Genomic DNA, 12,410 nt, shown 5'->3' on the forward strand with positions numbered 1-12,410 from the left:
TTATACCGGTAGACTCGTCTGCGGCTCCCCGCGTGGCGCCATCCAGGCCAACTCCCCCAGGGCGGAAACGCAGCAAGGGTAACCGGGCTCTGGCGGGTGCGCGGGGGGTCCCTGTGTTTAACGGCGCCGCGATAATCCGCGGCGCACGCTCCACCGGCCGCGCGCGAGCGCCCGGCTCCGCTCGGTTCCTGGCGCCGGTATGCTGGACGGGACGCCGTCTGCCGATGGCGCCAGGAGGATTCGCCTAGTGGCCTATGGCGCACGCTTGGAAAGCGTGTTGGGTGAAAGCCCTCGGGGGTTCGAATCCCCCATCCTCCGCTCATGCGTCAGGGGTCGGCCCACAGGGTCGGCCCCTGACGCATTTTCTGATGCCGCGGATTCGAAGCCTCGGGTGGGCCCCGCCGCCCAGAGGCTCCAAGCGCGGCGCAGCCGCGTGTGGAGGGGGCGGTGGGACGAATCCCCCATCCTCCGCAACCGACGCTCTACGCGCGCGTGATCAGCAACGCCACCGACTCCCGAGGCCGCCCCGTGCGCTCCCCCGACCGCGCGATCCGGTACTGGATGCCGTACTTCGCGAGCATCGCGGTGTCGAGCGCTTCGCGGATCTCGGAGCTCGCGTCGACCACGGCGACGGCTTCGACGCTCTCCGCGCCGTTCTTCACGCGGCCGCGCATGTCGCACGGGGTGAGCGTCACGCGCGGGGTGTGGCGCAGGCGCTTGACCTTGCCCGACTCCGCCCCCGTCGTCACGTACAGCCGCTCGCCGTCGTCGGCGATCCACACGGGCGTCGGCACGGCTTCGCCGCTGCGGCGGTAGGTGGTCAGGAGCACGAAGGTCGAGCGCGCGAGCTCGGCGAGATCCGGAGGCGTGGGCACCCTCCCAGGATGGCGGATGCGGCGGCGGGCCTCGTGCGCGTCGGAACTACAGGCTGGATGGGTGTCCGTCCCCGCCGCGGTGCTCGACCGCGCGCGACCGGCCTGTCAGCGCTGCGGGCGTCGGGCGCGAATCAGAGCGGCGACCGCCTCGCGCACCGCGTCAGGCCGGGAGAACACATCCTCGGCTATCACTCGGAGGGTGAGGTAGCCCTGTCGGGCGGCCTCGAGGTCGCGGCGACGGTCGTTGCGTTGCACGCTCCACTCGGAATGGAAGGCCCGGCTGTCGCACTCGAGGATGAGCCACCCATCGAGGAGCATGTCTACCCGCCCCACCCCGACGATCAGTACCTGCAACTCGATGCGACATCCGATGCCGCGGGCGATGAGTCGCAGAAGACTCTCGCCGCCCGCCTCCGCTCGCCCGTCGACGAGCCGACGAAGCGGGCGATACCGCGCCGGGAGCGCGGAGAACAGCTCGTCGAGCTCGTCGACGCGGAGGACGCCCAGCTGGAGCGCGGAGTCGATCGACGCGACCGCGGCCCTCGGCGGCTGACAGCGGACGGCATCGGCGAGGGCGTCGATCGGCTCGACGAGGAGCGCATCGGGGTGGGGCGTGCGCAGGAGGCGACGCCGGTGGATGCGTCGGATCGAGGCGTCGGCGGCGGGCAGCCTCGACGCCGTGCGGGGCACGTGCACGTGCACCCCGTCGGTCTGCAGTACGAAGACGCCGAGGAGCGCGAGCGCCGACACGCACGTCACCCGACCCTGGATCCGCGCCGCTGATCGGCACGGATCCGGCAGCCAGGGGTGCCCGTATGCACCCGGCCGCAGCCGGGCGAGGTCACCGGCCGCCACCGCGGCCCGGATGCGTCGCTCCGACCAGCCGTCGGCCCGGAGCGCTCCTGTACGGATCAGCCGAAACGTCACGTCGTCATGCTGGCGGCCGCCCGCAACGGCGTCGGCGCCGACGACGGGTTCCGCGGAGGAGCGCAGGTGCAACAGGCTGAGGACGATCGGATGCCGCTGCCGGGCGCGGCGGCGGCGGATCTGGCCTGTAGGCCCGACATCAGCGGGACGCGACGGGACGGCGGTGGCTCGTCCGGTCGCTCGTGAGCGGCCGGCGACGCGGGGGTGTCGGAACCGGGGCGGGGGTGACTCGTGGGCTGGTTTCGACACGCGCCCTTCGGGGGCTACTCAACCAGCGGTGAGGGACCAGCGGTGACGGGCCCGCGGGTGAGGTGTCCCGCCCCTCAGTACCCCGAGGTCGTGCGGATGCGGGCGAGCAGTTCGGGCGCCGTGCGGTCGAAGGCGCGGCCCCCGAGGGCCACGCCCGCCGCCGCGGCGCCGACGCCGATCACCAGCCCCACCACCAGCGCGAGCCACGAGAGCAGCGCCGAGCCCTGGAACGCCGCGAGCACGGCGAGCACGATCGCGGGCGAGACGAGCAGGGCGGCGAGGAACGTGAAGCCCATGAGCGCGAGGCCCACCCAGAAGCTCTGACCGGGCACGCGCTTGAAGATGTTGTCGCCCGCCGCCGGCACGGGGATCACGAGGTAGGCGGAGCTGATCGCGCAGATGCCGAGGCCCGCGAGCTCGGCGCCGAGGGCGCATCCGAGCACGGCGGGCAGCAGGTCCCAGCGGCCGGAGAAGCCGACCGTCACGACGGCCACGACGACGAGCAGCGGCAGGGCCGCGGTCGCCGCGCCGAGCAGGCGCCCGAGCCGGTCGGCCCGCCCGGTGACGCCCGTCGCGAGCACCGATGCGAACGCCGTGCCGTCGTAGGAGACGTCGGCGTACGGCACGAGGCCGAGCAGCACGGCGGGCAGCACGACGACGAACGCGAACAGCGCCCCCTCGACGCGTCCGCCGAGGGCGAAACCGAAGAGGGCGGGAAGCAGCGCGACGATGAGCAGGTTGCGCGAGTAGCGCGGATCGGCGAGCCAGTACCGCGTCGACCGCGCCCACGTCGCCCCGACCTGCCCCGTGGGGCCGACGCCGAACCAGCCGAGGCGACCGCCGCGTCCGCTCGTCACGCGTCGCGGGGCGGATGCGGATGCCGCGAGCACGTTGCGTCGCCACAGCAGCCAGAGCAGGCCGAGGGTCGCGATGCCGACCGCGAGCTTCGCGAGCCCGACGCCGACGCGGCCCGCGGCGAGCTCGCCCGGCACGGCCCAGATCGCGCCGACGGGGGTCCACGAGATGCCCTCGACGATCGCGGCGACGCGCTCCCCCGTGAGGCGGCCCGAGCCGTCCGAGAGCACCCCCAGCAGCCCCGTCACGATGGGCCCCGCGAGCACGATCGCGGCGAACGCGACGAGCGCGATGACGTTGCCGACGCGTCCGCTCCCCCGCGACGAGAACGAGGCGACGGTGCGCGACGCGATGACGCACGTGAGCACCCCGAGCGGCAGGCACACGAGCGCGACGAGGAGCGCGACGGGCCAGCGTCCCCACGCGAGCAGCGCCGAGAGGGCACCGAGCGTCGTCGCGATGCCGGGGATGCCGGCGAGGCCGACCACCGCGAGCGCGACCATCATCCGCCGCGTGCTCATGGGGAAGGGCGCGAGCTGCTCGGGCCCGATCGTCGTGTCGATGCCGCCCGCGATGAGCGGCGCGACGCACCAGCCGACGACGAGCAGCGCTCCGCCGACGGTCGCGACGCCCCGCACGGCCTCGAGCCCCGACACCCCGATGACGGCGAGCGCGAACGCCGCGAAGGCGAGACCGCCCGCGGCGCCGATCGCGCCGAACACGAACCCGATGAGCTGCCACGGGCTCCGGGCGAGCATGTTGCCGAGGATGCGGTACCTGAGCCTCAGGACTGTCGCAACCACGCGGGTCCCTCCGAGCGCGTGCGGCCGCCGACGAGCTCGAGGAACCGCTCCTGCAGGCTCGCGCCGGCCCGCACCTCGTCGACGGAGCCGGCCACGAGCATCCGCCCCTGCGCCATGATCGCCACGTGGTCGCACATGCGCTGCACGAGGTCCATCGAGTGGCTCGACACGATGACGGTGCCGCCGCTCGCGGTGTAGGAGCGCAGCACGTCCTCGATGCCCGCCGCCGAGACCGGGTCGACCGACTCGAACGGCTCGTCGAGCACGAGCAGCCGCGGCGCGTGCACGAGGGCGCACGCGAGGGCGACCTTCTTCGTCATGCCCGCCGAGTAGTCGGCGACGGGGGTGCCCGCGGCCTCGCGCAGGTCGAGCAGGTCGAGCAGGTCCGACGTGCGCGCGGCGACCTCCTCGCGCGGGAGGGAGAACAGCATCCCCGTGTAGGTGATGAGCTGCTCGCCCGTGAGCCTGTCGAAGAGCCGCACGCCGTCGGCCAGGTTGCCGATCATGCGCTTCGCCGCGACGGGGTCGCTCCACACGTCGACTCCGTGGACGGATGCGGTGCCCGCGTCGGGACGCAGCAGCCCGGTCGCCATCGACAGGGTCGTCGTCTTGCCGGCGCCGTTCGGACCGACGAGCCCGTAGAACGAGCCGACGGGCACGGTGAGGTCGACGCCCGCGACGGCGAGCTTCTGACCGAAGCGCTTCACGAGCCCCTCGAGGGCGAGCGCCGGCAGGGGCGCGGATGCGGCTGGCGCGGATGCGGCTGGCGCGGACATGCGGCAACGCTAGCCGAGGAGCGGTCTAGCCTGGTGCCGTGGCGGTCGAGACGGATGAGGCGCACGGCATCCGCCTGCGCGTGCGCCCGAAGACCTCGCTGCTGAGCAACGCGTTCGCGTCGATCCTTCTCGGCACCTCCCCGATCTTCGCGGTCGTCTACTGGTTCGCGTCGTCGCGCGGCGGCGTCGACCTCGCGCTGCTCGCCCACGCGATCGTCGTGACCATCGGGCTCCTGCTGCTGTGGCGGCAGCTGAGGGTGTTCTGCGCCGTGACCGACGACGAGCTCATCGGCAACGGCATCTTCACGCCCCTCGTGCGCGTGAAGCTCTCCGGCATCCGTCGTGTGCTGCTCGTGCCGATCTACGTGGGCGCGGCACGCGATCCCATCATGCAGCTTCTCGTGACGGGCGACGACGGCCGCCGGGTGTTCCGGATGCGCGGCAACTTCTGGCGCGACGACGAGCTGCGCGCGCTCGCGGCGGCGCTCCCCGTGCCGGTCGAGGAGGCACCCGAGGCGCTCGCGTCGCGCGACTTCTTCCGCACCTACCCGGGCGCCGCGTACTGGTTCGAGCAGCGTCGTCCGCTGCAGGTCGCCGTGGTCGCGGTCGCGCTGCTCGCCGCCCTGTCGGTCGCCGTCTGGGTCATGCGGCTGCTCGACCTGCCGGTGCGGTTCCTCTAGCTAGCGGCGGTCTCGAGACGCGTCCGCTGCGCGGGCGCTCCTCGACCACCTGGGTAGCTAGCGGCGGGGCGGGATCCAGCGGCCGAGCGCGGGACCCTGCGGCGTCGACGACGGCAGCTCGACGAAGCCGACGGCCTCGTAGAAGGCCCGCGCGGGCTTGTTGGCGGGGTCCATCGTGAGGTGCACGCCCGGCACGCCCGCTCCGGCGAGCGCGGGGATGAGCATGTTCTCGATGAGCGCGCGCCCGTACCCCCGCCCTTGCGTGCCCGGCAGCAGGTCGATGTGGAAGTGCGCCGGGTACTCGTCGAGCTCGGGCAGCTCGAGGATCTCCGGATGCCGCCCGCGGTTGACGAGCTCCTCCTCGGCCGAGAAGGGCTCGGTCGGGTCGGGGTAGCGGTCGGCGAACCAGGGCGTCCACTTCTCCCGCCACCAGCGGATGAAACGGCGCGTGCTCGGGACGGCCACGAGGTAGCCGACAGGCCCGTCGCCCTCGTCGACGACCCACGCCCACTCGGGCGAGGCCGTCACGTAGGGCTCGAGGAACAGGTCGGGCAGCAGGTCGTCCGTCGACCAGCGGCCCGTCGCATCCGACCCTGCGGCGCCCGTGAGCACGCAGATCTCACGCAGGCGCGTGAGGTCGCCCGAGCGGTAGGGGCGCAGCCCGGTGTTGCTCATGGCTCAGCGGACCGTTCGGTCGTCGAGGCCCCAGGCCTGTCCGTAGCCGCCCTCGGCCTCGGGCTTCGCCATGAGCTCGAGGAACGGGGTTGCGGGGAACGCCTCGGGCCCGAGCACGCCGACCCCCGACCAGACGCCCGTCGCGAGCAGCTCGAGGGCGATGACGGGGTTGAGGGCCGTCTGCCACACGACGCACTGGCTCTCGTACTCGGCCATCGTCCACTCGTTGTCGCTCACGTGGTACAGGTACACCTCGCGGTGCGAGCCGTCGGTGCCCGTGCCGGTCACCCACACTCCCGCGCAGGTCTTGCCCGTCATCCGGGTTCCGATCGTGGCGGGGTCGGGCAGGGCCGCGGCGACGACGTCGCGCGGGGCGACCTCGACGGGGCCGCTCGCGCTGCGCACGCGGAGCGGCGCGGTCTTGTCGAGGCCGAGCAGGTTGAGCGTCTTGAGCACGCCGATGAACTCGTCGCCGAGGCCGTACTTAAACGTCACGCGCTTGGCGTCGAGCCAGCGCGGCATGAGCAGCACCTCCTCGTGCTCGACGTTGACGCACTCGACGGGCCCGATGCCCTCGGGGAACTCAAAGACCTCGGGCTCAGAGAACGGCGGGGTCGTGTACCAGCCGCGGTCCTTCTCCCACACGACGGGCGGGTTGAGGCATTCCTCGATCGTCGTCCAGATGCTGAACGACGGGGCGAAGATCTCGTTGCCGGCGTCGTCGCGCACGACGAGGTTGGCGCCGTCGCGGGTGCCGAGCTCGTCGATCTCGCTGAACAGCTCGTCGGCGGCGTAGCGCGCGAAGACGTCGGAGAGGCCGGGTTCCACGCCCATGCCGACGAGGGCGAGTCGCCCCGCCTGCTCCCAGTCGGGCGCCTGCGCGAACTGGTCGTCGCCGAGCTTGACGCCCGTCTCGCTGTAGGGATTCTCGGGGTGCGGCTCGGAGAGGCTCATCGCCATGTCGAGGTAGTCGGCGCCCGCCGCGAGCGCACCCGCGAAGATCGTCGGCACGAACTTCGGCTCGACGGCGTTCATGACGTGGGTGGCGCGGTGCTCGCGCGCGACGGCGGCGACGGCGTCGGGGTCGGATGCGTCGATGCGGGCCGCGACGAAGCGGTCGCCCTGGGGACCGTGCTTGGCCTCGATCCACGCGATCGTGCGCTCGGCGCGACTGACGTCGTAGTCGCTCACGATGACGGTCTCGAAGAAGTCGCGACGGGCGGCGATCTTGGCGATGGCGTCGCCGACACCGCCCGCCCCCACCAGCAGGATTCTCATGAGCCGAGGCTAACGGGCGCGGGGGCGGCGCGGCATCCGGACACGGCCGGTACCACGGTGCCGAGCGGGGGTCAACCGCCTCGGGTGATCGCGCCGTGCGGGACATCCTGTTCGGGTGACGTTCCAGACCCTGCACGACATCCGCACCCGCCTTCCCTTCGAGGCCCGCGGCCCCCTGAGCGCGGCGATCATCGCGCTGCTCGAGGGCGACCCCGATGCTCGGCCCGACCGCCTGCCGGCCCTCGCCCGCGACGCGGCCCGCGCGGACGACCCGATCTTCGACGACGACCTGCAGCTCTCGCTCTTCACCCTCTACGCGATCGCCTACGGCTCGCTCGACCAGCTGGGCGCGGAGTGGGAGTGGGACGTCGACCTCATCTCAGCGCGCACCGAGCTCGAGCGCGCGTTCGAGGCGGCGGTGCGCGAGCGCACGCCGGTTCCGGATGCGCCCCTCCCCCGCGCCGAGGCGGTCGCCGAGACGCTCTTCGCGCTCACCGCGCCGACCCCCGGCCCGAGCCTCTCGCGCTACGTCGCCCGCAAGGCCGACCGCGAGCAGGCGCTCGAGCTGCTTATGCAGCGCAGCATCTACACGCTGCGCGAAGCCGACGCGCACTCGTGGGCCATCGCGCGGCTGACGGGTCGCGCGAAGGCGGCGCTCATGGAGATCCAGGCCGACGAGTACGGCGGCGGCGACTTCGACCGCATGCACCAGGAGCTCTACGCGCGCACGCTACGGCACGCGGGGCTCGACGCGAGCTACGGCGCCTACGTCGACCGTGTGCCCGCCATCACGCTCGCCTCGTTCAACCTCATGACGATGTTCGGCATGAACCGGCGCCTGCGCGGCGCGGCCGTCGGGCACCTCGCGGCGTTCGAGATGACGTCGTCGATCCCGTGCCGCTTCGTGGCCGAGGGCCTGCGCCGCGTCGGCTTCGACGACGTCGTGGCCGACTACTACGACGAGCACGTCGAGGCGGATGCCGTGCACGAGCAGATCGCGGGCCGCGACCTCGCGGGCTCCCTCGCCGAGGACGAGCCCGAGCTGCTCGACGACATCCTGTTCGGCGCGGCCGCGTGCCTCACGATCGACGGCTGGGCGGGCGACCACATCCTGAACGCGTGGGAGGCGGGTCGCTCGTCGCTGCGCGAGCCCACGGAGGCTCGACCGTGACGGGCGAGCGCCCCGCGCGCATCACGGCGTGCCCGGACGGGCCGCTGCTCGTGCGCGGCGACGTCGAGATCGTCGACGCCGAGGGCCACCCCGTGCCGCGCCACCGCGCGACCGTCGCCCTGTGCCGCTGCGGGGTGTCGACGATCAAGCCCTACTGCGACGGCACGCACAAGGTCGTCGGCTTCCGCACGACCGAGCCGGAGGAGCCCGCGCGATGAGGCTCAAGCCGCTCGCGGAGCAGGTCGTCGTCGTCACGGGCGCGTCGAGCGGCGTGGGGCGCGAGGCCGCCCTGCGGTTCGCGCGCGCGGGCGCCACGGTCGTCGCCGTCGCGCGGAACGAGGATGCGCTCGAGAGCCTCGTCGCGCAGGTCGCGTCCGAGGGCGGCGCGATCCGCCGCGTCGTGTGCGACGTCGCCGACCCCGAGCAGGTCGAGCGGGCCGCGGCGCTCGCCGAGGAGTGGTTCGGCCGCATCGACACGTGGGTCGGCAACGCGGGCGCCATGGTCTACGGCGCGTTCGAGGACACCCCGGCATCCGACTTCCGCCGCATGATGGACGTCAACTTCCTGGGCCAGGTGAACGGCGCGCACGCGGCCCTGCCGGCACTTCGGCGCGCGGGCGGCGGCGCGCTCATCGCGATCGCCTCGACCGAGTCGTACCTCACGCTCCCCATGCACAGCGCCTACTCGGCGTCGAAGGCCGCCGTCGCGTCGCTCATGGACGGTGTGCGCCGCGAGGTCATCGCGCGCGGCTTCCCCGTCTCGGTGACGACCGTGTTCCCCGCCGTCATGGACACCCCCGGCTACCTGACGACGCGCAACCGCATGGGCAAGGACCCGTCGGCCCCTCCCCCGTACTACGACCCCGCGGTCGCCGCCGAGTGCGTGCTGTTCGCCGCGACCCACCCCGTGCGCGACCTCTACGCGGGCGGCGGGGCGCGCTACATGGCGGTGCTGCAGGCGCTCGCCCCGCGGGCGCTCGACGTCGCGCTCGGGCGGGTCGGCATCCGTCTCATGCGCGGCGAGAACCCCGCGCCGTACGAGCCCGGCAACCTCGACGACGCCCTCGACCTCGGCCGCGTGCGCGGCGGCGCACTGCCGGCACCCGGGCGGCGCAGCGTCTACACGTGGCTCGAGCTGCACCCCCGCGTGCGCCTGGGCCTCGGCGTCGGGATCGCGGCGGCCGTCGCGGCGGGCGTCGTGCTGCGACGCGTCGCGCGCTGATCGGCGACACGGCGCGGCGCGGGTAGGCTCGGCGGAACCCGTCGGCGTCGACGGCGCCCGATCCCGCGAGCGCCCCGGCGCCTCGCATCGATCGGAGCACCATGCGCAGGAAGCGCGCCCTCATCACGACCGGCGTCGTCGCCGGCGTGCTCGCCCTCCTCGTCGGCGGCCTCTACTGGGCCGGCCGCTCCCTCTTCTACGAGCCCACCGCGCGCGGGGTCGACTCGGTGATCGGCGAGCTCGGAGGCACACGCGTGCTCGGGGTGTTCGCGCACCCCGACGACGAGCAGACCGTCAACGGCCTCTTCTGGCGAGCGAAGGACCGCGACGGCGCGTACACCGCGATGATCACGGCCACGCGCGGCGAGGCCGGGCACCAGTCGCCGACCGTGGGCCGGCAGGAGGACCTCGGCGACATCCGCAAGGCCGAGGCGCTCAAGAACAGCTTCAACCTCGGCGTCGACCGGCACGTCGTGTGGGACTACCCCGACGGCGGCGTGCCCGAGTCGGATGCCGACGAGATCGTCGAGCGCATCGTCGAGGAGCTGCGCCTCGTGAAGCCGGATGTCGTGGTCGCCTTCTGGCCGGAGTCCGGCGCGACCGGCCACGCGGACCACATGAAGATGGGCGAGCTCACCGAGCGCGCGATCGCCGAGGTCGCGGCGGGCGGCGGCGCGTACCGCGGCCCCGACCACATCGTCTACACGATCAGCCCCTCGAAGGCGCTCGAGGCGTTCGGCGGCGAGGTCGGCGCGCGCGTCGTCGCGAACCAGCCGAAGCCCGAGTACGCGATGGCGGCCGAGGTCGGCAAGAAGCACGAGGGCTGGACGATCCACGCCTCGCAGTCGAACTTCATGCAGGAGTCGTACATCCTGCCGACGTGGCTCATCTACCTGCTGTGGGACGAGGAGTTCTACCACGTGCGCGACCTGCGCGCGGAGCCGCTGCCCTAGCGGCGGCACTCAGCACAGCGACCTGGCGCCGGACTCAGCGTCGGCGCGTCTCGACGGCATCCGGGAACCGCTCGCGGTGCATGCGCGGAAGCAGCAGGCACCACACGAGGAACGCGACGCCCGCCCCGAGCAGCGCGCCGCCGACCGTGTCGGTGATCCAGTGCGCGCCGAGGTAGGTGCGCGTGAACGACATCGCGACGAGGTAGAGCATGCCGACGACCCAGATCCAGGCGCGCTGCAGCAGCAGGCCGAGGCTCACCGCGATGACCGCGGCGTTGGTCGTGTGCCCGGACGGGAACGAGCCGTTGTCGAGCGGCAGCAGGATCTCGTCGGGGCGGCTGCGCGCGAACGCGGCCTTGAGCAGCTGGCACACCCCCGCCGCGACCGCGGAGGCGAGCACGAAGTCGAGCGCCGCCCACGGCCTGCGCGCGAACACGAACGCGACGCCCACGCCGATCGGCACGACGAGGATCGCGAACCAGCCGCCGCCGAGGAAGTCGAACACGAGGCTCGCGGTGCGGCCCACGGGGTCGCGCCAGCCGACGACCTCCGACATCCACGCCTCGTCGAGCAGGATGCTGTCGCGCAGCACGACGACGAAGCCGAGGGCGAGCGTCAGGACGACGAGCCCGACGCCGGCGAACACGTACGGTCGCCGAGGGACGCGCGCGGGGTGCTCCATCCACCCACGCTAGTCGACGGGCTCAGCCCTCGAGAGGGGGCACGCTGCGCGGACGCACGACCGTCCACAGCACGACGATCGCGATCACGATGCCCACGATCATGACGCCCGCCATCGGCACGGCGTTCGTGATCGTGAAGAGGCCCACGATGGGCGAGACGAGCCCCGCGACGCCGAAGTTGGCTGCCCCCAGGACGGATGCCGCGGTGCCGGCCTCGTGCCCGTGGCGCACGAGCGCGAGGGCCGAGATCGCCGGGAAGTTGAAGCCGCATCCGGCGATGAAGAACCACAGCGGGATCGCGATGCCGAGGAACCCGCCGCCCGCGAGGTCGAGCGAGACGATCGCGACCGCCGCGACGAGCTGCAGGATCGTCGCACCCGCGATGATCCACTGCGGGCCGATGTGCTTCTGCAGGCGGCTCGAGACCTGCACGCCCACGATGACGCCGATCGAGTTGAGGCCGAAGAGCAGGCCGTACTCCTGCGCGCTGAGCGCGTAGATGTCCTGAAAGAGGAAGGGCGAGCTCGCGAGGTAGGCGAACAGGGCCGAGAAGTTCGCGCCCGCGATGATGACGGCGCCGACGTAGATGCGGTCGCGGAAGATGGCGCCGTAGCGCTGCGCGACCGTCGAGTGGCCGCGCACGCTGCGGGCCTCGACGGGCAGCGTCTCCTTGAGGAAGATCGCGTTGGCGACGAGCACGAGGAAGCCGAGCACCGCGAGGAAGGCGAAGAGGCCGCGCCAGTCGACCACGAGGAGCAGCTGGGACCCGACGACGGGGGCCACCACGGGCGCGAGGCCCGAGACGAGCGCGAGGCGGCTCAGCATCCGCACGAGGGGGTAGCCGCCGAAGAGGTCGCGCACCATCGCCTGCGCGACGACACCGCCGGCCGCCGCGCCGACGCCCTGGAAGACGCGCGCGACGCCGAGCCACAGCAAATCGGGGGCGAGCGCGGCGGCGAAGCACGCGACGATGTGCAGCGCGGTCGCGATGAGCAGCGGGCGACGACGGCCGACCTGGTCGGAGAGCGGCCCGACGAACAGCTGGCCGAGCGCGAAGCCGACCATCGTCGCCGTGAGGGTGAGCTGCACGAGCGCCGTCGGTGCGGCGAGCTCGCGCTCGAGCGTCGGCAGCGCGGGCAGGTACAGGTCGATCGTGAACGGGCCGAGCGCGGTGAGCGCGCCGAGCACGAGCACGTAGGTGAGCCGTTCGGCGCGGGAGAGCGCGTCGCCGGGATGCACGGCAGCAGACAACAGAGGTCCTCG

At 72.8% G+C, this 12,410-nt stretch carries 13 protein-coding genes, 1 tRNA gene and 1 other RNA gene; 7 read left to right on the top strand and 8 right to left on the bottom strand.

The annotated features are described in order from the left end of the window. The first annotated feature begins 19 nt into the window (after positions 1 to 19). Both ffs and H4J02_RS11840 read left to right on the top strand, forming a co-directional pair. Positions 20 to 116: signal recognition particle sRNA small type (ffs, locus tag H4J02_RS11835), an RNA gene on the top strand. Between the two features lie 117 nt (positions 117 to 233). Next, positions 234 to 318: transfer RNA gene (locus H4J02_RS11840), tRNA-Ser, on the top strand. Between the two features lie 164 nt (positions 319 to 482). On the opposite strand, the gene H4J02_RS11845 is transcribed toward H4J02_RS11840, so the two are convergent. The 4 genes from H4J02_RS11845 to H4J02_RS11860 all read right to left on the bottom strand — a co-directional run bounded on the left by H4J02_RS11845 (position 483) and on the right by H4J02_RS11860 (position 4,485). Further along, the gene (locus H4J02_RS11845; RefSeq protein WP_187674767.1) at positions 483 to 875 is read right to left on the bottom strand and encodes a PPOX class F420-dependent oxidoreductase; all 393 of its coding nucleotides are present in this window, start codon (positions 873 to 875) and stop codon (positions 483 to 485) included. Between the two features lie 105 nt (positions 876 to 980). Then, a complete protein-coding gene (locus H4J02_RS11850) occupies positions 981 to 1,802 on the bottom strand; it encodes a hypothetical protein (protein WP_187674768.1) in 822 nt (273 codons plus the stop codon). 323 nt (positions 1,803 to 2,125) lie between these two features. After that, positions 2,126 to 3,664 carry a hypothetical protein gene (locus H4J02_RS11855; RefSeq protein ID WP_262406070.1) on the bottom strand — a complete coding sequence of 513 codons (1,539 nt, stop codon included), beginning with the start codon at positions 3,662 to 3,664 and terminating at the stop codon, positions 2,126 to 2,128. 26 nt (positions 3,665 to 3,690) lie between these two features. After that, the gene (locus H4J02_RS11860) at positions 3,691 to 4,485 is read right to left on the bottom strand and encodes an ABC transporter ATP-binding protein (protein WP_187674770.1); all 795 of its coding nucleotides are present in this window, start codon (positions 4,483 to 4,485) and stop codon (positions 3,691 to 3,693) included. A gap of 38 nt (positions 4,486 to 4,523) precedes the next feature. Between H4J02_RS11860 and H4J02_RS11865 the strand changes: the two genes are divergently transcribed. Continuing rightward, complete coding sequence (locus H4J02_RS11865; protein WP_187674771.1) at positions 4,524 to 5,165, top strand: hypothetical protein; 642 nt, start codon at positions 4,524 to 4,526, stop codon at positions 5,163 to 5,165. A 57-nt stretch (positions 5,166 to 5,222) separates the two neighbouring features. Here H4J02_RS11865 and H4J02_RS11870 read toward each other — a convergent pair whose 3' ends face one another. Both H4J02_RS11870 and H4J02_RS11875 read right to left on the bottom strand, forming a co-directional pair. Continuing rightward, positions 5,223 to 5,840 carry a GNAT family N-acetyltransferase gene (locus H4J02_RS11870; RefSeq protein WP_187674772.1) on the bottom strand — a complete coding sequence of 206 codons (618 nt, stop codon included), beginning with the start codon at positions 5,838 to 5,840 and terminating at the stop codon, positions 5,223 to 5,225. A gap of 3 nt (positions 5,841 to 5,843) precedes the next feature. Continuing rightward, positions 5,844 to 7,118 carry a saccharopine dehydrogenase family protein gene (locus tag H4J02_RS11875; protein ID WP_187674773.1) on the bottom strand — a complete coding sequence of 425 codons (1,275 nt, stop codon included), beginning with the start codon at positions 7,116 to 7,118 and terminating at the stop codon, positions 5,844 to 5,846. A gap of 115 nt (positions 7,119 to 7,233) precedes the next feature. Between H4J02_RS11875 and H4J02_RS11880 the strand changes: the two genes are divergently transcribed. The 4 genes from H4J02_RS11880 to H4J02_RS11895 all read left to right on the top strand — a co-directional run bounded on the left by H4J02_RS11880 (position 7,234) and on the right by H4J02_RS11895 (position 10,464). Beyond that, positions 7,234 to 8,289: an iron-containing redox enzyme family protein gene (locus H4J02_RS11880; RefSeq protein ID WP_262406071.1), complete on the top strand. Its 1,056-nt coding sequence runs from the start codon at positions 7,234 to 7,236 to the stop codon at positions 8,287 to 8,289. Beyond that, a complete protein-coding gene (locus H4J02_RS11885) occupies positions 8,286 to 8,507 on the top strand; it encodes a CDGSH iron-sulfur domain-containing protein (protein ID WP_187674774.1) in 222 nt (73 codons plus the stop codon). The genes H4J02_RS11880 and H4J02_RS11885 overlap by 4 nt, the downstream gene beginning before the upstream one ends. Further along, positions 8,504 to 9,511, top strand: coding sequence for an SDR family oxidoreductase (locus H4J02_RS11890; RefSeq protein ID WP_187674775.1), 1,008 nt, complete (start codon positions 8,504 to 8,506; stop codon positions 9,509 to 9,511). Before H4J02_RS11885 ends, H4J02_RS11890 begins: the two co-directional genes overlap by 4 nt. Positions 9,512 to 9,612: 101 nt before the next feature. Beyond that, entirely contained in the window at positions 9,613 to 10,464 is an 852-nt protein-coding gene (locus H4J02_RS11895; RefSeq protein WP_187674776.1) for a PIG-L deacetylase family protein, read from the top strand. A 34-nt stretch (positions 10,465 to 10,498) separates the two neighbouring features. Here the strand turns inward: H4J02_RS11895 and H4J02_RS11900 are convergent, their stop codons facing one another. Continuing rightward, on the bottom strand, positions 10,499 to 11,146 hold the full coding sequence (locus H4J02_RS11900; RefSeq protein ID WP_262406072.1) for a phosphatase PAP2 family protein: 648 nt from the start codon (positions 11,144 to 11,146) through the stop codon (positions 10,499 to 10,501). 22 nt (positions 11,147 to 11,168) lie between these two features. After that, on the bottom strand, positions 11,169 to 12,398 hold the full coding sequence (locus tag H4J02_RS11905; RefSeq protein WP_187674777.1) for a multidrug effflux MFS transporter: 1,230 nt from the start codon (positions 12,396 to 12,398) through the stop codon (positions 11,169 to 11,171). Between the last annotated feature and the right edge of the window lie 12 nt (positions 12,399 to 12,410).

Source organism: Protaetiibacter sp. SSC-01 (genome assembly GCF_014483895.1).
Classification (GTDB): domain Bacteria; phylum Actinomycetota; class Actinomycetes; order Actinomycetales; family Microbacteriaceae; genus Homoserinibacter.

Excerpts from the sequence above, each read along its gene's own strand:
- H4J02_RS11870 (WP_187674772.1), bottom strand. The coding sequence starts at position 5,840 with ATGAGCAACACCGGGCTGCGCCCCTACCGCTCGGGCGACCTCACGCGC.
- H4J02_RS11890 (WP_187674775.1), top strand. The coding sequence starts at position 8,504 with ATGAGGCTCAAGCCGCTCGCGGAGCAGGTCGTCGTCGTCACGGGCGCG.
- H4J02_RS11855 (WP_262406070.1), bottom strand. The coding sequence starts at position 3,664 with ATGCTCGCCCGGAGCCCGTGGCAGCTCATCGGGTTCGTGTTCGGCGCG.
- H4J02_RS11900 (WP_262406072.1), bottom strand. The coding sequence starts at position 11,146 with ATGGAGCACCCCGCGCGCGTCCCTCGGCGACCGTACGTGTTCGCCGGC.
- H4J02_RS11860 (WP_187674770.1), bottom strand. The coding sequence starts at position 4,485 with ATGTCCGCGCCAGCCGCATCCGCGCCAGCCGCATCCGCGCCCCTGCCG.
- H4J02_RS11875 (WP_187674773.1), bottom strand. The coding sequence starts at position 7,118 with ATGAGAATCCTGCTGGTGGGGGCGGGCGGTGTCGGCGACGCCATCGCC.
- H4J02_RS11895 (WP_187674776.1), top strand. The coding sequence starts at position 9,613 with ATGCGCAGGAAGCGCGCCCTCATCACGACCGGCGTCGTCGCCGGCGTG.